Source organism: Arthrobacter sp. YA7-1, from assembly GCF_025960325.1.
GTDB lineage: Bacteria > Actinomycetota > Actinomycetes > Actinomycetales > Micrococcaceae > Arthrobacter > Arthrobacter bambusae_A.
In genome coordinates, this window is the sequence record NZ_CP110114.1 from 3,073,964 (window position 1) to 3,094,533 (window position 20,570).

Annotated in this window: 20 protein-coding genes; 5 read left to right on the forward strand and 15 right to left on the reverse strand. The window is 63.9% G+C overall.

The genetic code is table 11. From position 1 onward, the window contains the following. Positions 1-123: 123 nt before the first annotated feature. The 4 genes from OIT41_RS14350 to dapE form a co-directional block, all read right to left on the reverse strand. Complete coding sequence (locus OIT41_RS14350) at positions 124-1,401, reverse strand: hypothetical protein (protein WP_413542284.1); 1,278 nt, start codon at positions 1,399-1,401, stop codon at positions 124-126. Further along, the gene (locus OIT41_RS14355; protein ID WP_078108309.1) at positions 1,398-1,733 is read right to left on the reverse strand and encodes a DivIVA domain-containing protein; all 336 of its coding nucleotides are present in this window, start codon (positions 1,731-1,733) and stop codon (positions 1,398-1,400) included. Before OIT41_RS14355 ends, OIT41_RS14350 begins: the two co-directional genes overlap by 4 nt. A gap of 37 nt (positions 1,734-1,770) precedes the next feature. Beyond that, entirely contained in the window at positions 1,771-2,571 is an 801-nt protein-coding gene (locus OIT41_RS14360) for a TIGR00730 family Rossman fold protein (RefSeq protein ID WP_241710039.1), read from the reverse strand. Positions 2,572-2,940: 369 nt separating this feature from the next. Continuing rightward, on the reverse strand, positions 2,941-4,065 hold the full coding sequence (gene dapE / locus OIT41_RS14365) for a succinyl-diaminopimelate desuccinylase (RefSeq protein WP_241710009.1): 1,125 nt from the start codon (positions 4,063-4,065) through the stop codon (positions 2,941-2,943). Between the two features lie 86 nt (positions 4,066-4,151). Between dapE and dapD the strand changes: the two genes are divergently transcribed. Next, complete coding sequence (gene dapD / locus OIT41_RS14370) at positions 4,152-5,177, forward strand: 2,3,4,5-tetrahydropyridine-2,6-dicarboxylate N-succinyltransferase (protein WP_241710010.1); 1,026 nt, start codon at positions 4,152-4,154, stop codon at positions 5,175-5,177. An 11-nt stretch (positions 5,178-5,188) separates the two neighbouring features. After that, entirely contained in the window at positions 5,189-6,031 is an 843-nt protein-coding gene (locus OIT41_RS14375) for a hypothetical protein (protein WP_241710011.1), read from the forward strand. Between the two features lie 32 nt (positions 6,032-6,063). Here the strand turns inward: OIT41_RS14375 and OIT41_RS14380 are convergent, their stop codons facing one another. Together OIT41_RS14380 and OIT41_RS14385 are read right to left on the reverse strand one after the other, a co-directional pair. After that, complete coding sequence (locus OIT41_RS14380) at positions 6,064-6,675, reverse strand: hypothetical protein (RefSeq protein ID WP_241710012.1); 612 nt, start codon at positions 6,673-6,675, stop codon at positions 6,064-6,066. Positions 6,676-6,738: 63 nt separating this feature from the next. Further along, on the reverse strand, positions 6,739-7,365 hold the full coding sequence (locus tag OIT41_RS14385) for a TetR/AcrR family transcriptional regulator (protein WP_241710013.1): 627 nt from the start codon (positions 7,363-7,365) through the stop codon (positions 6,739-6,741). Between the two features lie 114 nt (positions 7,366-7,479). On the opposite strand from OIT41_RS14385, the gene galE reads away from it, so the two are divergent. Then, on the forward strand, positions 7,480-8,493 hold the full coding sequence (galE, locus tag OIT41_RS14390; protein ID WP_241710014.1) for a UDP-glucose 4-epimerase GalE: 1,014 nt from the start codon (positions 7,480-7,482) through the stop codon (positions 8,491-8,493). 126 nt (positions 8,494-8,619) lie between these two features. On the opposite strand, the gene OIT41_RS14395 is transcribed toward galE, so the two are convergent. From OIT41_RS14395 to fdxA, 3 genes are all read right to left on the reverse strand, one after another. After that, positions 8,620-9,903 carry a citrate synthase gene (locus tag OIT41_RS14395; RefSeq protein WP_059387479.1) on the reverse strand — a complete coding sequence of 428 codons (1,284 nt, stop codon included), beginning with the start codon at positions 9,901-9,903 and terminating at the stop codon, positions 8,620-8,622. Positions 9,904-10,133: 230 nt separating this feature from the next. Then, entirely contained in the window at positions 10,134-11,282 is a 1,149-nt protein-coding gene (dapC, locus tag OIT41_RS14400) for a succinyldiaminopimelate transaminase (protein WP_274619739.1), read from the reverse strand. A 15-nt stretch (positions 11,283-11,297) separates the two neighbouring features. Then, on the reverse strand, positions 11,298-11,624 hold the full coding sequence (gene fdxA / locus OIT41_RS14405; RefSeq protein ID WP_264636667.1) for a ferredoxin: 327 nt from the start codon (positions 11,622-11,624) through the stop codon (positions 11,298-11,300). Positions 11,625-11,760: 136 nt separating this feature from the next. Between fdxA and OIT41_RS14410 the strand changes: the two genes are divergently transcribed. Continuing rightward, positions 11,761-12,003, forward strand: coding sequence for a hypothetical protein (locus tag OIT41_RS14410; RefSeq protein ID WP_241710015.1), 243 nt, complete (start codon positions 11,761-11,763; stop codon positions 12,001-12,003). Between the two features lie 302 nt (positions 12,004-12,305). On the opposite strand, the gene OIT41_RS14415 is transcribed toward OIT41_RS14410, so the two are convergent. After that, positions 12,306-13,115, reverse strand: a complete 810-nt coding sequence (locus tag OIT41_RS14415) for a type IV toxin-antitoxin system AbiEi family antitoxin domain-containing protein (protein WP_241710016.1) — start codon at positions 13,113-13,115, stop codon at positions 12,306-12,308. A gap of 202 nt (positions 13,116-13,317) precedes the next feature. After that, positions 13,318-14,535, reverse strand: a complete 1,218-nt coding sequence (locus OIT41_RS14420; RefSeq protein WP_241710017.1) for an MFS transporter — start codon at positions 14,533-14,535, stop codon at positions 13,318-13,320. 198 nt (positions 14,536-14,733) lie between these two features. Here OIT41_RS14420 and OIT41_RS14425 point away from each other — a divergent pair, with 198 nt between their 5' ends. Beyond that, positions 14,734-15,240 carry a helix-turn-helix domain-containing protein gene (locus OIT41_RS14425; protein ID WP_241710018.1) on the forward strand — a complete coding sequence of 169 codons (507 nt, stop codon included), beginning with the start codon at positions 14,734-14,736 and terminating at the stop codon, positions 15,238-15,240. Here the strand turns inward: OIT41_RS14425 and OIT41_RS14430 are convergent, their stop codons facing one another. From OIT41_RS14430 to OIT41_RS14445, 4 genes are all read right to left on the reverse strand, one after another. Next, entirely contained in the window at positions 15,241-15,621 is a 381-nt protein-coding gene (locus OIT41_RS14430) for a hypothetical protein (RefSeq protein WP_241710019.1), read from the reverse strand. A 43-nt stretch (positions 15,622-15,664) separates the two neighbouring features. After that, entirely contained in the window at positions 15,665-17,593 is a 1,929-nt protein-coding gene (gene typA / locus OIT41_RS14435; protein WP_078108286.1) for a translational GTPase TypA, read from the reverse strand. Positions 17,594-17,889: 296 nt separating this feature from the next. Further along, the gene (locus OIT41_RS14440) at positions 17,890-19,602 is read right to left on the reverse strand and encodes a dipeptide ABC transporter ATP-binding protein (protein ID WP_241710020.1); all 1,713 of its coding nucleotides are present in this window, start codon (positions 19,600-19,602) and stop codon (positions 17,890-17,892) included. Between the two features lie 11 nt (positions 19,603-19,613). Next, a complete protein-coding gene (locus OIT41_RS14445; protein WP_078108285.1) occupies positions 19,614-20,564 on the reverse strand; it encodes an ABC transporter permease in 951 nt (316 codons plus the stop codon). Positions 20,565-20,570: the final 6 nt, after the last annotated feature.

The window sequence follows — 20,570 nt, forward strand, 5'->3', positions numbered from 1 at the left end:
ACCCGAGAGTGCTTTTGTCCTTGCTTGTGTCCATTATCTCGTAATTACCCGCCCGTAGCTAATTGATGGACTTTTCCCGGCGGGCCGTGATCGCGCTTGAACAGGGGAAAGACCGGCGCGGCATCACGGCGGGTAGTCGCCGCCGCCCGGCAGCGGGGCCCACGCCCACAGCCAGACGATCCACACGATCTGGAGGAGGAAGAACATGACCACCACGGTGCCGCGGTAGGCCTTCGAACGGGAGAACCAGGCCGCGCTGAGCGCCAAGGGGAACAAAGGCAAGAGCATCCGGAACGTACTCGTCTGGGGGTGCAGGAAGACCAGGAGGTAGCCCATGTAGCACGTGCACCACAGTCTCAGCTCGGCGCCGAGCGCCCGGACGGGTTTGCTTATCATCAGCAAGGCAAAGAGCCCCGCGAAGACAAACGGCGCCAGGATACCGAGTACTGGTCCGAAGAGCAGTTGACTGGTCTCGAACCATGGCTTGAACGGAACGAGGTCGTCCCCGCGCCAAACCGTTTCAGTCTTGGTGTAGGCCAGGGGATCGCCCGTGACCGCCCAGGCAATGGCCGGCCACGCGAGGGCCCCTGCCACGCTGACGACTACAAGTGCCGCCAGCGATCCAAGTTCCCTGGACGTGGGAATGGCGGCCGCGGGCATGGTTCCTTGAACGGACCCCGCGCCGGGGCGGCGTCCAAACCTCTTCCACAAATGGTGGAGCAGGAGCAGGCCCGCCATGGCCGCGAAGGGCACGCCGGTGGGCCGCGACAGGCACATGAGCAAGACCACCGGGATCGCAGCCAGGTATTTGCGGCGCACCATAAGCAGAAGTGAACCCGCCAGCAAGAGGGTGTTGAGGGACTCGGCATAGGGGACCTGCAGGATGGCCGAGACCGGGAACATCGAGAAGAAGGTCACAGCCCAGAGCGCCGTGGTGCGCCCGGCGTATTCCCGGAACAGTTTGTAGGCCACCAGGGCCGCGCCCAGCCCGGCCACCACGGCAATGACTGTCAGGGCAGGCAGCGCCGCCAGTCCGGTGAAGGCACCGAGGGCCCTGGCAAGGTAGGGAAAAAGGGGATAGAACGCCCAGGAATTTTCCGCGACGCCGCCGTTCGCATTGAGCGGCAATTCAGACGGATACCCGTTGTTCGCGGCTTCGGCGTACCAGCGCCCATCCCAGATCGTGATGAAATTCCAGTAGTCGGGCGCCGGCGGGAACCACGGATTGACACCTTGCTGCAATGCCGCAGCCATGAAGATGCAAGCGCTGACAAGCCTCGACGCGATGTAGACGAGGGCGACCTGGACCCACCACGGCCAGGCGACGGCCCGGGCTCCGGCAAGGCGCAGCCTTCGGGCCAGGGATCCGTTAGGAGTCCCCACTTCGACTGGCCGGGTCACTCCTGTGGTTCTTCCTGGTCCCCGGCTGCTTCAAGGGCCAGTTTCAGTCGTTCGATTTCCCTCTCCTGGGACGTCAGCTGATCCCTCAGCTCATCGAGCACCTCATCCACCTGGTCCATGCGGTAGCCCCGCAGGCCCAGGGCGAAACGGACGCGGTCGACGTCGGACGCCTTGGCTCCGGCCGGCAACAGGACCGGCGGCAGGTTCGGGACAGGTTCATCCAAGCCGGCGCCGGAGTCGCGGCTGGATCTCGCCATGCCGGCGCCGAGGAACAAGACGGCACCGATAACGACAATCGCGAGGAAGACCAGAAAAAAGCTCACAACAACCATCGTGCCAGACTCAGCTGAGAGCTCCGTGCCGGCAACGCTACTCCGGGCGCTGGTCGCCGTTAGTCGAGGGCGGGCGCGGGATACCGTGCAGCACGCGGTGAACCGCGTCCGCGGGATCGTCCACAAGCTGGATGAGGTCCAGGTCCTTTGCGGAAACCATGCCTTCGGCCACCAGGGTTCCCTTGATCCATTCGATCATCGGGCTCCAGAAATCGACCCCCAGAAGGACGATCGGGAATGATGTCACCTTGCGGGTCTGCACCAGAACCATGGCCTCGAACAATTCGTCGAGGGTTCCCAGTCCGCCCGGCAGCACGATGAACCCTTGCGCGTACTTGACGAACATGGTCTTCCGGGCGAAGAAGTACCTGAAGTTGATACCAAGGTCCACCCACCGGTTGAGGCCTTGTTCGAAGGGCAGTTCGATTCCCAGTCCAACGGAGACGCCGTTGCCTTCGACCGCTCCCCTGTTAGCCGCTTCCATCGATCCCGGGCCACCCCCGGTGATGACGGCGACGCCGGCTTCGGCGAGATGGCGGCCGACCTGCACGCCCATATCGTAATAGCTGGTGCCCGGCTTGGTGCGGGCCGACCCAAAGACACTGACAGCGGGGCCAAGCTCAGCGAGAGCACCGAATCCTTCGACGAACTCGCTCTGGATCCGCAGGACCCGCCATGGGTCGGTGTGAATGAAGTGGTCCGCGCCTCTGGTGTCCAGGAGTCGCTGGTCCGACATCGGCATGGTGGCCTGTTTCCGCCGAAGCTCCAAAGGTCCTTTGTGCTTTGCTGGCGGCTCCGGGGCAACGGCGGGGACTGACGGTGCCGATCCGTTGCTCATCGCCTTGCCATTGGCGTCTGGACTAGGAACTTGGGGCTGGCTCGTACTCATTGACCTAGGCTAGCGCGGATGCCGGCTGCTGCCGTTCCGGCGCGGCCCTGTTGATTGCGGTGTTGCAAACTAAGGCCCGCGCACGCTATCGGATTCTCGGCCTCGCGTCCTGCCCTGGTCATTCTCGCCATCGTCGGATTCATCGTTCTTCGCTTCGCCCAGAGCGGGCCGTTCGATGCGAAGAAGTGGCACTTGTTCACCTTCCCGTTGGTCCAGCAGCCAACTTCCCGCAAACGTGGGTGTGGCCCGTGGGCTTGGTTCCAGAACCAAGCCCACGGGCCACACCCGCGATCTCAAGCAAAAGTGAGGGCGCCCGACCTAGTCAGCCAGCCACGACCTGAGCGCGCGGAGGCACTCACGGATGGCATCGGCGTCGACGTGTTCGTTGTCCTTGTGCGCCAGAAGCGGATCGCCCGGCCCGAAGTTGACCGCGGGAACGCCCAGTTCGCTGAAGCGGGCGACGTCGGTCCAACCGTATTTGGGTTTGGGCTCGGCCCCGACGGCGGCAACGAAGGACGCCGCAGCCGGGTGGTTGAGGCCGGGCCGCGCTCCGGCGGCGGCATCGGTGCGGACCACGTCGAAGCCCTCCAACAATTCACGGACATGGGCTTCGGCCTGGTCCGGGGTCTTGTCCGGCGCGAAGCGGTAGTTGATCTCCACGACGCAGCGGTCCGGGATCACGTTTCCCGCGGTGCCGCCGTTGATCTTCACGGCATTGAGGCTTTCCCGGTAATCCAGTCCGTCCACGTTGACGGTGCGTGGTTCGTAGGCCGCCAAGCGGGTCAAGATGGGCGCGGCAGCGTGGATGGCATTGCTGCCCATCCATGCCCGCGCGGAATGCGCCGTTTCCCCGACCGTGGTGGCTTCGAAACGGCTGGTGCCGTTGCACCCGCCTTCCACTGTGCCGTCGGTGGGTTCGAGGAGAATCGCGAAGTCCCCCTCCAGGAGATGGCCGTGGTTCCGTACCAAGCGGCCAAGGCCGCTCTTGACCGCTTCGACTTCCTCGTGGTCGTAGAAAACAAAGGTGACATCCTTGCCGGGCTCGGCGCCGCCGTCGAACATGGTTGCGGCCAGCGCAAGCTGAACCGCGACCCCGCCCTTCATGTCCGTGGCTCCGCGTCCGTAGAGGTTTCCCGTCCCGGGGACGCCGGACTCCCACGTTGACGGCACGGTGCCGAGCGAACCCTCCACGGTGGGCAAGGGCACGGTATCGAGGTGGCCGGCCAGGATCACACGCTCCGGGCGTCCCAGCTCGGTCCGGGCAATGATCGCGTCCCCGTCCCGCACAAGCTGCAGTCCAGGGATTGTGCGGAGGGCGGATTCAACGGCGTCTGCAAGCGCGGCTTCGTTGCCGGACACGCTGTGGATGTCCATCAGCGCGGCGGTCAGAAGCGCAACGTCTTGCCTGATGTCAAGAAGGATTGGAGTAGTTTCAACGGTCACCTATCCACTGTAGCCCGAGCGAATTGCGACCCCTTCGGTCCACGCACGGTTTCAAGGGAAGCAGTGGCTCTCGATAGACTTGCGCCATGACTGAAACCGCTGCCTCTGCCGCTCTCGATAGCGCTTCTGACAACGATCGCTCCGCCTACGGCTTTGGCTTGGCCACCATCGCCACCTCCGACGCCGGAGAAGCGACAGTGCTGGACGTATGGTTTCCGGCGCCGGCACTGGGCGAAGCTGCCGCATCCTTGCGGGCCGTGGAGCACGCCGACGAGTCGCTGACCGCACTCGCCGCCGACAGCCACGACGCCGACCGCCGGACCGAGCAAAAAGTGGTCTTTGCCCAGATCAACTTGGACGAAGCCCCCGCAGACACCGTTGACGCCTACCTCCGGCTGCACTTGCTTTCGCACCGGCTGGTCAAGCCCAACAGCATCAACCTGGACGGCATCTTCGGCAAGCTCCCCAACGTTGTGTGGACCAACTTCGGCCCCGCCGCCGTGGACGGCTTCGAACTGACCCGTGCCCGGCTGCGCAAGCGCGGCGCCGTCACGGTCTACGGAGTGGACAAGTTCCCCCGCATGGTGGACTACGTCCTCCCCACCGGCGTCAGGATCGCCGACGCCGACCGGGTCCGCCTGGGCGCCTACCTCTCAGAGGGCACCACGGTCATGCACGAGGGCTTCGTGAACTTCAACGCCGGCACCCTCGGGACGTCCATGGTGGAAGGCCGCATCTCGGCAGGCGTTGTTGCCGGTGACGGCACCGACGTCGGTGGCGGAGCCTCCATCATGGGAACCCTCTCCGGCGGCGGCAAGGAAAAGATTTCCCTGGGTGACCGCGTGCTTCTGGGCGCCAACTCCGGTGTGGGCATCAGCATCGGCGACGACTCCGTGGTTGAAGCCGGCCTTTACGTCACTGCCGGAACCCGGGTGCGTATCCCCGGCCCGAAGGACGCCAACGGCGAAGACACCAGCAGCATCATCAAGGCTGTGGAGCTTTCCGGGGTGCCGAACCTGCTGTTCCGCCGCAACTCCACCACCGGTGAAGTCGAGGTCCTCCCCCGCAAGGGCCAGACGGTGGAACTCAACGAAGCCCTCCACGCCAACTAGCTGATACCTGGATGCGCCGTCTCCGACGCACCATCATCCTGTTGCTGGCGCTTGCCTTGGTGGCCGGCGCCATCTATGCCGTGGTGACTGTACTGCAGCGCTCCGAAACCTTGGTTACGGAGCGCTGCGTCGCCGTCGTCGGCTCGGATTCCTACGAGTTGGCGACGGACCAGGCGGCGAACGCCGCCCTCATCACGGCCATTGCGGTTCAGCGGGGGCTGCCTCCGCGCGCGGCCACAATCGCCGTGGCCACCGCAATGCAGGAATCCAAACTTCGCAATATCGGCCACGGTGACGAGGTGGGCCCCGATTCGAGGGGGCTCTTCCAGCAGCGCCCGTCCCAGGGGTGGGGCACCGAAGCCGAGGTCATGGATCCCGTCTACGCGACAAACGCCTTCTATGACCACTTGGTGAAGGTGCCCGGCTACGAAACCATGGCGATCACCGATGCGGCGCAAGCGGTCCAGCATTCCGCGTACCCCCAGGCGTACGCGCAGCAGGAAGCGATGGGCAGGGCCTACGCGTCGGCGCTGACCGGACATTCCGAAAGGGCCCTGGACTGCACCCTCCGCGCCGCGGACGCTGCCGGTGATCCGAATGCCGTTACGGCAGCCATGACGACGGCGTTCGGCTCCCTGCCGGCCGTGGCCCAAGGCCGCACGGTCCAGTTGAACATCACTGGAGCGCAGGCGTGGGCGGTGGCCCAGTGGGCCGTGGCGAACGCCAAGGACCTCTCCGTGACACAGGTTGACGTGGCGGGCGCCAGCTGGAACCGGCAGGACCACAAAGGGTGGCAGGATTCAGCGGCAGCATCGGGATCCGTGACCATCACGGTTTCGGCTCCGAAGACGTAATGTTCAGGGGTGCTCGCCTCCGGCTGCCGGCCTCAGGCCAGTAGTTCGACCACTGGCTGGACGTAGCTGCGGAAGATATCCGGTTCGGACAGGAGCCGGTGGCTCATGATCATCTTGTCCGGCTCAAGGTACCAGGCCCGTGGCTCGTTGAGGGGCAACTCGATGATCGTCAACTGGAAGTCCCGGGAGCTCCGGCCGACTTCGAGCAGCCGGTCCTCCACCATATCGCCCAGAAGCAGCGTGGCGCCGCTCGCTTCGCGTTCAGCCTCGAGTTTTTCGTACTCTTCAAGGCGTTCACGGGCCCACGTGAGGGCGGCACCGAAGTGTGCCTGAAGTACCCGGCGGAGGGCCGGCGAATTGCCGAAAGCGTTGAATCCCGGGGGTGAAAGCTCGGGCGCGGCATCCGGATACGCCCTCAGCAGCCGCTCCCACCACGCCTCCCACTCGGTCTTGAGGGCCGGCACTCCGCCTACCTCGGCGGTGAGGTGCGTGTGGTCCGCCTGCCTGACTTTAGGTGTGGCGTGGGACAACGTCGGCGTCCCGGCTCCGTCCAATCCAGCAACGTCTCTCAGATACAAGGCAATGAGCATCGGTCCGGAGGTGTCCATTGTGATCCGCCACCCCTGACCGCCTGTGTCATGCATCCGATTGCCTCCCTTGGCAGGTGCCCACTCAGAGTTCCAGTCTATTCCCGAAGAGGCGCGACGTTAACGGTTGGAAGGCACCGCAACAAGACTGTCCACATGTGCGGTCAGAACGTCGCGGCACACCTCGGCCGTCATCCATTCGGGCTGCAGCAAGGCGTGCATGCACAGTCCGTCGAGGGTCGCGAGAAGGCGCTCGGCCTCGGTCACCAGACGCTCCTGGCCGGAGCCGCCGTCGGGCATCAGCCGCATCACCAAGCGGCCGACGACGGCGGCCACGGCACGGTGGCTGCGTGCGGCTTCCGGCTCGAGCATCGGACGGATCCGGGCCGCGTGCCGGAATGCCATCCACACGCAGGCGTCGACGGCCAGTTCCTCGTCGAGCGGAAGGAATTGACCCAGCAGGGTTAACACGGCGGCGTCGTGTTCCGCCGACCCATTGTCCAGGGATTCGACGACGGCGAACGCCTCGTCCAGCCGCCCGGCGATCCTGTCGATGACCACGGCAAAGGAATGGACCAGCAATTCGTCACTGCTGGCAAAGTAGTGGCGGACCGAACCAACGGCCAGCCCGGCTTCGTCGGCCACCTCCCGCAAGGAGGCCCGCTCGAGGCCATCCGAGGCGATGATCCTGAAGACGGCTTCGACTACTTCTTGGCGCCGGGCTTCGGCATCGACAATCTTGGGCACAAATCTTTTTAGCACAAACGTGCTTGAACCATGTCGTCCGGCACACGGGACCGCGCGACTGTGGCCTACGCAACACTGAGCGGGCACGCACCAAGTTCGACTACCGTTGCTTGCATGAGAATTCTTGTCACGGGTGGCACCGGCTACATCGGATCGCACACCGTCCTGTCCCTGTTGGAAACCGGACACGAAGTGGTCGTGGTGGACAACCTCGTGAACTCAAGCGAAGAATCCCTGCGCCGCGTCGGCGAACTGGCGGGAAAGACCGCAGCATTCCATCAGGTGGACCTGGTGGACGAGGCCGCGCTTGAGGCCGTGTTCGACCAGCACAGCATCGACGCCGTCATCCACTTCGCCGGGCTCAAGGCGGTTGGCGAGTCCGTGCAGGAACCCTTGAACTACTACTACAACAACATCGTGGGCACACTGAACCTGCTGCGCGCCATGGACAAGCACGGGGTCCGCTCGATCGTCTTCAGTTCTTCGGCAACGGTATACGGCGAGCACAACCCCATCCCCTACATCGAGAAGATGGAGATCGGGGCCAACAACCCCTATGGACGTACCAAGGAGCAGGTCGAGGACATCCTCACGGACCTGGGCGCCGCGGACGAACGTTGGCACATCGCTCTATTGCGCTACTTCAACCCGGTGGGTGCACACCCCTCAGGCCGTATCGGCGAGGACCCGCAGGGCATCCCCAACAACCTGGTTCCGTACATCGCCCAAGTTGCCGTCGGCCGCCGCGACAAGCTCATGGTCTTCGGTGGAGACTACGACACCCCGGACGGCACCTGCCTGCGGGACTACATCCACGTCGTCGACCTCGCGGAGGGCCACGTCGCCGCCCTGGACTACGTTGCGGAACGCCCCGGCGTGCACCGCTGGAACCTCGGCTCCGGCAAGGGTACATCCGTGCTGGAGATGCTCCACGCGTTCGAACAGGCCGTCGGGCACCCGCTGCCGTATGAGATCACAGGCCGCCGCGCCGGAGACCTGCCCGCGTTCTGGGCCGACGCCTCCTCCGCCCTGGCCGACCTGAGCTGGTCCACCACGAAGACCGTGGACCAGATGTGCGAAGACCACTGGCGGTGGCAGAAGAACAACCCCCTCGGCTACAGCTCTTAAAGCAACGCGGGGTCACTTACGGCCCATGATGTCCCTTGGGACGGACCGTAAGTGACCCCGCGTTGACAGGGCCCACACCGGCGAGGGACCCGGGCCGAGCTTGCGAGGCCTGGGAGCCGGTGGGGACTAGACTGCCGGGTAGTCGCGCTCCGGCTCTCCGGTGTAGAGCTGCCGCGGACGGCCGATCTTGGTCTGGGGATCGTTGATCATTTCGCGCCACTGGGCGATCCAGCCGGGGAGCCGGCCGATGGCGAACAGCACGGTGAACATCTTCTCGGGGAAGCCCATGGCCTTGTAGATCAGGCCGGTGTAGAAGTCGACGTTCGGGTAGAGCTTGCGCTGGATGAAGTAATCATCGGCCAGCGCCTTCTCTTCGAGGCGCATCGCGATGTCCAGGAGCTCGTCGTTTCCGCCGAGCTTGCCCAGGATCTCGTGCGCGGTCGCCTTGATGATCTTCGCGCGGGGATCGTAGTTCTTGTAGACCCGGTGCCCGAAGCCCATGAGGCGGACGCCGTCCTCCTTGTTCTTGACCTTCTCCATGTATTCCTCAGGCTTGATGCCGTCGGCCTGGATCTGACGCAGCATCTTCAGCACGGCTTCGTTGGCGCCACCGTGGGCGGGCCCGAAGAGGGCGTTGATGCCTGCGGAAACGGAAGCGAACAGGTTCGCGTTCGAGGAGCCCACCAGGCGGACGGTCGACGTCGAGCAGTTCTGCTCGTGGTCGGCGTGCAGGATGAGCAGAAGGTCGAGCGCCTTGACGACGACGGGGTCCAGCTCGTACTGCTCTGCCGGCAGGCCGAAGCTCAGGCGCAGGAAGTTCTCCACGAGGTTCATGGAGTTGTCCGGGTACAGCATGGGCTGGCCAATGGACTTCTTGTGTGCGTAGGCAGCGATGACCGGGAGCTTCGCCATGAGGCGGATAGTGGAAACTTCCACGTGCTCCGGGTTGAACGGGTCCAAGGAGTCCTGGTAGAACGTGGACAGCGCGGAGACAGCCGAGGAAAGCACCGGCATCGGGTGCGCGTCACGCGGGAAGCCGCCGAAGAAGCCCTTGAGCTCTTCGTGGAGCAGCGTGTGGTGGCGGATCCGCTGGTCGAACGCGTCCAGCTCGGTGGGTGTGGGAAGGTTGCCGTAGATCAGCAGGTAGGAAACTTCCAGGAAGCTTGAGTGCTGGGCAAGCTGCTCGATCGGGTAGCCGCGGTACCGCAGGATACCGGCGTCGCCATCGATGTAGGTGATCGCCGACGTCGTGGCGGCGGTGTTCATGAAGCCGGGGTCATAGGCGACGGCGCCCGTCTGCTTCAGCAGCTTGGAAACGTCGTATCCTTCGTTCCCTTCTACAACCTTGATCCGCGGGAGTTCGAGCTCTCCGCCGGCATGGCGCAGGGTAGCGCTGGTGGTCTCAGTCATGGAGTCCCCTTCATGAGGCTCTTGGCCTCGGTCGAAAGCTTGATCCAACCAACATCTGGTGACTCCAACCGGGGGCCTGCAGGTGCAGGCGCCATCGGCCGGACTGCCTTCATGGAGAAAGCCACCATTGATAGTCAGTTAAAAGCTACCGCCAGTAAGCGGGACAAACTAATTCACAAGCTACGGTTACTGGCGGAATGACGCGCCCTGTGCGGCAAGTCACAGCATTGTTACCGGGCAGTGTTCAAGCGTTCCACGGCCGCATCGATGCGTTCGTCGGTGCCCGTGAGCGCCACTCGGATGAAACCGTTGCCTGCGTCTCCGTAGAACACTCCCGGCCCGACGACGATCCCCAGGTCAGCGAAACGCTGGACCGTGTCCCACGTCGCCTCCCCTGCCGTGGACCACAAGTACAGGCCCGCCTTGGACTCGTGGATCTCCAGGCCGAAGTTCCGAAGTGCAGGCACGAGGCGTTCGCGGCGTCCGCGGTAGAGATCTTTTTGGGCAAGCACGTGGCCGGCATCGCCGAGCGCGGCCCGCATGGCTTCCTGAACCGGGTAGGGCACGATCATGCCTGCATGCTTGCGGCTGTTGACGAGGTTTGCCACGATCGACGAATCCCCGGCCACGAAAGCAGCACGGTAGCCGGCGAGGTTCGACTGCTTGCTCAGCGAGTAGACGCACAAGAGGCCGTCCGTGGATCCTCCCGTGACGCGCGGATCAAGGACGCTCGGAACGGCCTCGCCGCCACGCTGCGCATCCCATTCACCCCAGCCGAGTTCGGCATAGCATTCATCCGACGCCACGACTGCACCGATCTCGCGCGCCTGGGCCACGATCTGCCGGAGCGATTCGACGTCACGGACGCTGCCCGTGGGATTGCCCGGGGAATTGATCCAGATGAGCCGGACCTTGGCGCGGGTGGCTGAATCCAGTTCGTCCAGGCTGTCCGCGGCGACCGCGGTGGCCCCTGCGAGCATGGCGCCGATGTCGTAGGTGGGGTAGGCAACAGTGGGACGGACCACGACGTCACCCCCGCTGAGTCCCAGCAGGAACGGCAGCCAAGCGACCAATTCCTTGGAGCCGACCGTGGGCATGATGTCCCTCGGATCGATCCCGGGGACCCCGCGACGGCTGGCGAACCAGGCGGACACAGCCTCGCGGAGTGCTTCCGTACCGTGGACTGTCGGGTACCCATGGGCATCGGCGGCCCCTGCGAGCGCCTCGCGAACCAGCTGCGGCGTAGGATCCACGGGGGTTCCGATGGAAAGATTGACCACCCCGCCCGGGTGTTCCGAGGCCTTGGCCACATACGGTGCCATGGCTTCCCAAGGGTAGTCGGGCAGGTTGAGGCCGAAAGCGGGGGCCGCAGAAATCAAAGGAAGCAACCGTTCTTAGTGGTCTTGGTTCTGTGGAGGCAGCGCAGCGATGAAGGGGTGGTCCTTGCCGGTGTTGCCGATCTTGGCAGCCCCGCCCGGGGAACCAAGGTCATCGAAGAACTCGACATTGGCATTGTAGTAGTCGGCCCATTCCTCCGGGGTGTCGTCCTCGTAGTAGATCGCTTCCACCGGGCACACGGGTTCACAAGCTCCGCAGTCCACGCACTCATCCGGGTGGATATAGAGGGAACGTTCGCCTTCGTAGATGCAGTCAACAGGACACTCTTCAATACATGCCTTGTCCTTGACGTCCACACACGGCTGCGCGATTACGTAGGTCACGTCCCTTGCCTCTCCACAGTTGTCCCGGACAGTTTCCGGGTAGTACCACCGGCCATGTGGCCGGTACATCGAATTCTGAGCCTATTATCCCCCAGCCGGAACTCAGCAACCTAGCCGGGCGTCTTACTATGAACTGGTGAATCAGCCCCGGCCCCAGGATTTCCTGCTCAATACCGTATCCGGAACACGAGTCGTTGTCCGATACCGGCTGGACGACGGCTTCACCGATGCCCTCGGCTACCTGCTCTCCGTCGTCGATGGTGCGTGCACCATCCGTACCCGGCAATCCGATGTCGAGATCCCCCTTGCCCTTGTAGTGGCCGCCAAGGAGGTCCCTCCTCCGCCTCCGCGCCGTGGTCCGCGCACAGCCCGCGAGTAATCCCGCACCACCTCTGCCCATCCACCTCTGCCCACCCACCCCTGCCCATCCACCTCTGCCCACCCACCCCTGCCCACCCACCCCTGCCCACCAACGCGGACATGCCCCATTCCCGCTCGAACCGCTGGACATGCCCACCGCCCGCTCAAACCATTGGACATAGTGCGAATATGTCCATTCCTGGCTCGGAGGGCTGGGCATGTCCCGCGGCAGCGCAAGCCCGGGCGAGGCACATGTCGGTTCCTGAGGCGCAGCGATGGGCATGTCCCTTTTGACGGGGCCGAAGATGAGCTAGGCGGAGATCACGCGGCCTGGTCGAGCGACCTCAGAGTGTCGCGGACCATCGCCACAAATTCCCGAGGCCGGTTCTTCAGCATGGAATAGCTCACAACCAAGGTGGGAATACCCAGCCTGGTGGTGACATTCCACCGGCGGCGGTCCTCCTCGAAGCTCGGCTTGTCCATGTGGAAGCCTGCTCCGTCGGTTTCAATCCCCAGCCTTCCGTCCACCATCAAGTCCAAATGCCCCATGCCGCGTATGTTCACTTGTGATTCCACATGGAAACCGGCTTCGCGCAGGAGGTACCGGGCGATGCACTCAATGATCGACTGTGACTGGGGAACAATTTGTGACACCAGCCTCCGCTCCCGCGCATCGTTCCGCCCGCTTAGCCGCATCCTCATGCCAGAGAGCGGTAGCCTCCCCAGAGCTACGGCAGATTCCGCAATGACAAGCCCATCCAGGTCCGGCAGGCAACGGAGGGCCTGGACAACTGAATCCATGAGGGACGGCGGGGTTGCGGATCTATGGCAAACAAAACCTTGGTACCTTCGGCTGTGAGGGACGGCAACATGGGGAAATTGAGGGGGATCCAAGACCCACAACCCGGACAGCTCGGCCGCGGAAACGCAGGCCGGTTCAGCAGGAAGGGATCGGATGGCAACCAAGCCGGGATCGGCGTCGGGCATCGCATAAACCCCTCGCGCCACCCGGAGAATCCGCCCGCTCGCCAACGCGGATTTCAGTTGGAAATGCGATACCCCGGCCGCAGCAAGATGCTTGGCCCGCGCCACGCCGTCGTACGCTGAAATGACGTCGATAATATTCACCATGTGCCCATCGTTCCGGCCGAATCATGGGTGCGGAAGCGCCAATATTCACTATGTGGAAAACGTCCAGTCCACTCCTGTGGCCAAGCGCTGGACATGCGCCCCCCTCACCGCAGAGCATGCGTCACGTGGAGACCAAGGAATGAGCATGTTGCCAATATGTCCAATGCTGCGGGCCAAGGCGGGGCATGTCCCAAGGGGACGGTCAGGCGCCGTGCACCTCGTCCGGCAGCCTGCGCATTCCCCACAGCGGGGAGAACAGCACCGGCGCAACAAGAACAATGCTTCCGGCCCAGCCGATCCAGAGTGTCGGGACGAGGCCAAGGTTCTCGGCCAGGAGACCCGAGGCGAGGGCTGCGATCGGCATGACTCCCCACACGACAAAGCGAATGGACGCATTCATGCGCCCCAGGAGCCGGGGAGGACACACCCGCTGCCTCATGCTCAACTGCATGATGTTGTACGCCAGGACTCCGAAGGCGAACCCGAACTCCGAGACGATGAGCATCACGAGGGACATCCATCGTTCAGGGGCAAGCACGGACAACGGGACCAGGAGGAGGAAAAGCGAGCTGATCATCGACGCCACGGGAATGACGGTCCCCTCGCCGATCCAGGCCGCGAACCGGGGCGCCGCAACCGCCCCGATCAGACCGCCCACAGCACCGACCGCCATGATGAGGCCCATGCCCTCCGGACCAAGTCCCAATTCACGAAGCACGAGTACCGGCATCAAAGTGAAAGCAAGCGTGGTGAAGAAGTTGACCCCGCCCGTACAAGCCACAACCCTGCTGATCAACGGATGCCTGACGACGAAGACCAGGCCTTCCTTGATTTCGCTCGCCAGCGGCCGCCGGTCCTTCGCGGGCACGGGGACTTCCGCGTCGCGTGTTCTGAGCAGGAAGATGGCCGACAACAGGTACCCCATCGCCTCCCCGACGAACAGCACCGGGGCGGAAACGATCACCAGGAGCGCACCGCCCGCGGCAGGACCACCGATCCGGGCGATCTGGGAGGTGGCTTCCAGCTTGGAGTTGGCCTGCGGCACTTTCCCGGCGTCCACGAGCACGGGCACGTAGCTCTGGTAGGAAACGTCGAAGAAGACCGTCGCAGCCCCGACGACGGCGGCTACAGCGTACAGGTGCCAGATCTGCAGGATGCCGGCCCACCAGAGTATAGGTACGGTGGCCATCGCCGCGGTCCGGACCAGGTCAGCCACAATCATGGTGCGACGCTTGAGCCAGCGGTCAACCCAGGCTCCTGCCGGCAAACCGATGAGCAGGAAGGCCGCAAGGCCGGCGGCATTGAGTGCACCAACTTCGAACTCGCTGGCGCCGAGCAAAGTCACTGCGAGGACGGGGAATGCCAATTGCCCAAGTTGCGCCCCGAGCTGGCTGACGGCTTGGCCCGACCAGAAGGTCATGAAGTTCCGGTCCCGCCAAAGCGAGGCCGGCTTCTGAGCCGGGGTAGCTTGAAGAGCTGTGTCACTTTGGAGAGTCGCCTCAGTTTGCAGAGCGTTGTCGCCCTGCTGAGCGTTGTCAGTGGTCCCGGCGTTCACCCGCTCAGTTTCCTGCAGTGATTGGTATATGTCAATCACTTATGGGTGGCTACACTGGCCTCCATGACGGAACACGCGTGGGACGACAGCGACCTGGTCGCCAAGGGCCGCGCCTTGAGCTCGCCCTTGCGCCTGAGGATCCTCCGGCTCTGCCTACACCACGCGCGCACCAACAAAGAGATTGCCGGGCTCTTGGACATCAACCCGGCGTCGAGCCTGCACCACGTCAGGACCCTGGTGCGCACCGGCTTTCTCGAACCTCAGGAAGGCCGGAAGGGAAAGAGGGGCGCCAAAGAGGTTCCATATATCGCCACACGCGCCTCCTGGAGCACACCCGTCAACGATATTTCCCCGATCCTGATCGAAACATTCGTCCAGGAAACCCGCGGACTCGCACCCGAGGACATCGAAATCTGGCGGCTTGGCGTCAAGTTCAACGCAGCACGGCAGCAGGAAATGATGGGCAAGTTACGGGCGGTCGTCGAAGAATACATGCGGCTTCCGGCAGACGACGACGGCGAGGCCACCTCGCTCTTGATCGCCCACCACCGGGACCCGAGCGCAGATTAGCTAGCCGCGCGACCTACGCCGGTAGCGCCGGCACCACAAGAGCATGACAAACGTGATCCCTGCGTTCCCGTAGACCCACACATTTCCAGGCACATCCGCGACGATCAGCTGCTTGCCGGTTCCGCCCGCGGACAGCAGGCCTACGGTCGCGTAACAAAGAATGCCCGCTACCGCCGTCGGGAGCAAAGACCGCGACCACGCGCCCAGCAGGAGCTGGAGCGAGGCGAGCAGGAGCAATGCTGCCGCGGTGCCCCAATAGACGTCGACGCCGGCAACGAGGAGCGTCTGCCGGTGCAGTGCGGTGCCTGCAACGGCAGCAAAAAGAGCCACCGGAACAGCCGCGGCGATGCCGCGTACCGTTCCGGTGGCTCCCTTATTCAATGCGTCAATCCGTTCAGTGCGTCAGTACGCAATCAGCGCAGGATCAGACTTTGGCGCGTGCGCGGGTAGCCTTGGCGCGCTCGTTGGCGTCCAGGATCACCTTGCGGATGCGGATGGAATCCGGGGTCACCTCAACGCACTCGTCTTCGCGGGCGAATTCGAGGGACTCTTCGAGGGTCAGGTCGCGCGGCGGCGTCAGGTTCTCGAAGGTGTCGGAGGAAGCAGCACGCATGTTGGTGAGCTTTTTTTCCTTGGTGATGTTGACGTCCATGTCATCAGCGCGCGAGTTCTCGCCGACGATCATGCCTTCGTAGACCTCGGACGTGGGCTTCACGAAGAAGGAGCCGCGTTCCTGCAGGTTGATCATCGCGAAGGGGGTGACGACACCGGCGCGGTCGGCAACCATCGAACCGTTGGTGCGGTATTCGATGGGGCCGGCCCACGGCTCGTAGCCCTCGGAGATCGAGGAAGCGATGCCGGCGCCACGGGTGTCCGTGAGGAACTTGGTACGGAAGCCGATGAGGCCGCGAGCAGGAACGATGAATTCCATGCGGCACCAGCCGGTACCGTGGTTGGCCATGTTGGTCATGCGGCCCTTGCGCGCGGCCATGAGCTGCGTCACCGCACCGAGGTACTCTTCGGGCACGTCGATGGTCATGTGTTCCATCGGCTCGTGAATCTTGCCGTCAACAGTCCGGGTGACAACCTGCGGCTTGCCGACCGTCAGTTCGAAGCCTTCGCGTCGCATCTGCTCCACGAGGATGGCCAGTGCGAGCTCGCCACGGCCCTGGACTTCCCAGGCGTCCGGACGCTCGGTAGGCAGAACCTTAATGGAGACGTTACCGATCAGTTCCTTGTCCAGGCGATCCTTCACCTGGCGGGCTGTGACCTTCGCGCCCTTGACCTTGCCGGCCAGCGGAGAGGTGTTGATACCGATGGTCATGGAGATCGCGGGGTCATCCACCGTGATGAGGGGCAGCGGCTGCGGGTTCTCGGCGTCGGTCAGGGTCTCACCGATGGTGATTTCCTCGATGCCGGCAACAGCAACAATCTCGCCCGGGCCGGCGGACTCCGCCGGCACGCGGTCAAGGGCCTTGGTGGCCAGGAGCTCGGTGATCTTGACGTTCTTCAGCTCGCCGTTGGCGCGCGCCCAAGCGACGGTCTGGCCCTTACGGAGGGTGCCGTTGTAGATGCGCAGGAGGGCGAGGCGGCCGAGGAACGGGGAAGCGTCCAAGTTGGTGACGTGCGCCTGAAGGACACCGTTCGGGTTGTAGGTCGGCGCCGGAATGTGCTCGATGATCGCCTTGAAGAGGGGTTCGAGATCTTCGTTATCCGGGGCCGAGCCGTCAGCCGGCTGCTCGAGGGAGGCGCGGCCGACCTTCGCTGCGGCGTAGACCACGGGTACTTCGAGGATCTTGTCGAGGTCCAGGTCCGGAACTTCGTCCGCGAGGTCGGAGGCCAGGCCGAGGAGCAGGTCCATGGACTCGTGGACAACCTCTTCGATGCGGGCGTCGGGGCGGTCGGTCTTGTTGACCAGCAGGATGACGGGCAGGTGGGCGGCAAGGGCCTTGCGGAGCACAAAGCGGGTCTGCGGCAGCGGACCTTCGGAAGCGTCAACCAGGAGGACCACGCCGTCAACCATGGACAGGCCGCGCTCAACCTCGCCACCGAAGTCGGCGTGGCCGGGGGTGTCGATCACGTTGATGGTGATGGTCTCGCCATTGGACGACGGGCCGTTGTAGGCAACCGTGGTGTTCTTGGCGAGGATGGTGATGCCCTTTTCGCGCTCCAGGTCACCGGAGTCCATGACGCGGTCTTCCAGGTGGTTGTGCTCGGCGAAGGAGTTGGTCTGCTTGAGCATGGCGTCGACCAGGGTGGTCTTGCCGTGGTCAACGTGGGCCACAATCGCGACGTTGCGCAGATCACTGCGCGATGCAGTGGCCGCGGCGGTGTTGGTGGTGGTTTCAGACATGCGTAATGGCTCGATTCAGTGGTGAAGTCAGCTGTTGTATCGCGACATTTCCAACCGGAACGCACGACGGATTAGCCCCTTTGACACAGGGCACCTTCCTAGAGTCTAAGCGCTGTGGTATTTATTGGCCTAAAAATCACCCTCCAGGCCGCCGAATTGTGCCCTTCATCACAATGGGCAGCGAGCTCCGAGACGCGCCGGAAACAGCAAAAGAGCCGGGACCACTTCCCCCCACGGAAGTGGTACCGGCTCTTCTACCCGCCAAACTGGCGCTTAGCAGACGGGCGTCAAACCCGTCAGGCCACCACGGGCGGCAGCATGAGGCTGGCACCCGGGATCGCGTTAAGCAGGGCCTTGGTGTAGTCCTGCTGCGGCGAATCGAAGACGTCGTCGGTGCTGCCCGTCTCCACGAGCTTGCCCTTCTGCATCACGCAGACATGGTCAGCGATCTGCCGCACGACGGCGAGGTCGTGCGTGATGAACAGGTACGTCAGACCAAGATTGGACTGCAGCTCGGCCAGGAGGTTCAGTACCTGGGCCTGAACCAAGACGTCGAGGGCGGAGACCGCCTCGTCGCAGATGATCACTTCGGGGTCGAGGGCCAGCGCCCGCGCGATCGCGACACGCTGCCTTTGGCCGCCGGAGAGTTCGTTCGGGTACCGCTGCATCGTGGACTGCGGCAGCGCCACCTGGTCCAGGAGTTCCCGGACCTTTTTCTCGCGGCTGACCTTGTCACCGATCTTGTGGGTCCGGAGCGGTTCCTCGATGGTCCTGAAGATGTTGTACATCGGGTCAAGCGAACCGTACGGGTCCTGGAAAATCGGCTGAACGCGGCGCCGGAACTTGAAGATCTCCCGGCTGTTCAGGGTGGAAGTGTCCACGCCGTCGAACACGATCCGGCCCGACGTCGGTGCAAGCAGGTTGAGGACCATCTGGGCCACGGTGGACTTGCCGGAACCCGACTCCCCCACGATCGCCGTCGTCGTCCCGCGTTTGACGTTGAACGAGACGTTGTCCACCGCTTTGAAGTCCGTTGCCTTGCCCACTCCTGAGCGCAGCTTGAAGATCTTGCTGAGGCTCTCGACCTTCAGGACGTCGTCGGACAACGCCTTTTCGGCCACGACGTCGGTGGGCGCCAGGAGTTCTTCGGTCTGGATTCCCTCGGCCTTGGCAGCCTGGATACGCCTGGAAGCGAGGGACGGGGCCGAGGCCACCAACCGCTGGGTGTAGGGGTGTTGCGGGTTGCGGAGCAATTCGAGCGAAGGACCAGCCTCCACCACGTTGCCGCGGTACATGACCACCACTTTGTCCGCGCGCTCGGCAGCAAGGCCAAGATCGTGGGTGATGAGCAAGACAGCCGTACCGAGTTCCGCCGTCATGGTTTCGAGGTGGTCCAGGATCTGCCGCTGCACGGTCACGTCCAGGGCCGACGTCGGCTCATCCGCGATCAGGAGGCGGGGCTGGCAGGACAGGCCGATGGCGATCAGGGCACGCTGGCGCATGCCGCCGGAGAATTCGTGCGGGTACTGCTTGGCGCGGCGAGCGGAGTCCGGCAGGCCGGCTTCCCCCAGGACGCGGGCGACGTCGGCAGGACCGCTGGGCTTGCCGTTGGCGCGAAGTGTTTCGCGCACCTGGTAGCCGATCTTCCAGACCGGGTTCAGGTTGGACATCGGATCCTGCGGAACCATGCCGATCGTGTTGCCACGCAGCTCGATCATGCGCCGTTCCGGTGCATGGGAAATGTCCTCGCCGTCGAGCAGGATCTGCCCGCCGGAAACCCTGCCATTCTCCGGCAGGAGGCCGATGGCGGCAAGCGCCGTCGTCGACTTTCCCGAACCGGACTCCCCCACAATGGCAACGGTCTCGCCGGGCATGATGGTCAGGTGCGCGTTCTTGACGGCCTGGAATTCGCCGCTCGCCGTCTGGAAGGAGATGGCGAGGTCACGGATTTCCAGGAGCGGACGCTCTTCGGATCCGGCTTCGTCGATGGTGATGTTGGACGTTGACATGATTGCCTCCTTCATCGCTTGCGGCTCTTGGGATCAAGGGCGTCACGCAGCGCGTCGCCAAGCATGATGAAGCTCAGGACCGTGATGGACAGTGCGGTTGCGGGGAACATCAGCACCTCGGGGTTGGTGCGCAACGTGTCCTTCGCTGCGGAAATGTCGTTACCCCAGGACATGATGCTGCCGGGCAGGCCAATGCCGAGGAAGGACAGCGTTGCTTCCGTCACGATGAAGACGCCAAGCTCCATGGTGGCCAGCACGATGATCGGCGCAAGCGCGTTCGGTACGACGTGCCGGACCAGCGTGCCGATCTTGGAGACGCCGAGTGAGCGTGCGGCGGTGACGAAATCCGCGTTGCGGACCTCGATCACCGCGCCGCGGGTGATGCGGGCCATTTGGGGCCAGCCGAGCATCACGATGACCATGACCACCGTGAAGACGCTCTTGTTCTCGCGGAAGAACGGGAGCTGGGTGACTACCAGTGCGCCGAGGACCAAAGGCAAGGCGAAGAAGATGTCGCCGATGCGGGCAATCACGGTGTCAACCCAGCCGCCGAAGAAACCGGCCAGCGCGCCGAGCGTAACTCCGATGATCAGCACGAAGATGACGGAGACGACGCCGACGGTCAAGGATGCCTGCGTGCCGTGGATGACGCGGGAGTAGATGTCGCAGCCCTGGAAGGTGAATCCCAGGGGATGGCCGGCCGAGGGACCCCCGAGGGAGTCGGCCAGCTGACAGTTGTCGTTCGGGGCTGTCTGTGTGAACAGGCCCGGGAAGAACGCGACGACGAGGAGCAGGAGAATCATGAGCGCCGAGATGATGAAGAGCGGCCGACGGCGGAGCTTCCGCCAGGCATCAGCCCACAGGCTCAGGGGTGCTGCGTCGACCTTGAGGGTATCGGTCGCGAGCAGCGGTGTCTCGTCGATAGGGGCAACGTAGTGCTCGATCTGACGGTTACTTTTCATATCGGA

Bases quoted from the DNA above. Each gene is read 5' to 3' on its own strand.
- dapD (WP_241710010.1), top strand. From the start codon at position 4,152: ATGACTGAAACCGCTGCCTCTGCCGCTCTCGATAGCGCTTCTGACAAC.
- OIT41_RS14425 (WP_241710018.1), top strand. From the start codon at position 14,734: ATGACGGAACACGCGTGGGACGACAGCGACCTGGTCGCCAAGGGCCGC.
- OIT41_RS14440 (WP_241710020.1), bottom strand. From the start codon at position 19,602: ATGTCAACGTCCAACATCACCATCGACGAAGCCGGATCCGAAGAGCGT.
- typA (WP_078108286.1), bottom strand. From the start codon at position 17,593: ATGTCTGAAACCACCACCAACACCGCCGCGGCCACTGCATCGCGCAGT.
- OIT41_RS14380 (WP_241710012.1), bottom strand. From the start codon at position 6,675: ATGCATGACACAGGCGGTCAGGGGTGGCGGATCACAATGGACACCTCC.
- OIT41_RS14360 (WP_241710039.1), bottom strand. From the start codon at position 2,571: ATGAGCAACGGATCGGCACCGTCAGTCCCCGCCGTTGCCCCGGAGCCG.
- OIT41_RS14420 (WP_241710017.1), bottom strand. From the start codon at position 14,535: ATGACCTTCTGGTCGGGCCAAGCCGTCAGCCAGCTCGGGGCGCAACTT.
- OIT41_RS14375 (WP_241710011.1), top strand. From the start codon at position 5,189: ATGCGCCGTCTCCGACGCACCATCATCCTGTTGCTGGCGCTTGCCTTG.
- OIT41_RS14445 (WP_078108285.1), bottom strand. From the start codon at position 20,564: ATGAAAAGTAACCGTCAGATCGAGCACTACGTTGCCCCTATCGACGAG.
- galE (WP_241710014.1), top strand. From the start codon at position 7,480: ATGAGAATTCTTGTCACGGGTGGCACCGGCTACATCGGATCGCACACC.
- OIT41_RS14395 (WP_059387479.1), bottom strand. From the start codon at position 9,903: ATGACTGAGACCACCAGCGCTACCCTGCGCCATGCCGGCGGAGAGCTC.
- OIT41_RS14355 (WP_078108309.1), bottom strand. From the start codon at position 1,733: ATGGTTGTTGTGAGCTTTTTTCTGGTCTTCCTCGCGATTGTCGTTATC.
- OIT41_RS14415 (WP_241710016.1), bottom strand. From the start codon at position 13,115: ATGGTGAATATTATCGACGTCATTTCAGCGTACGACGGCGTGGCGCGG.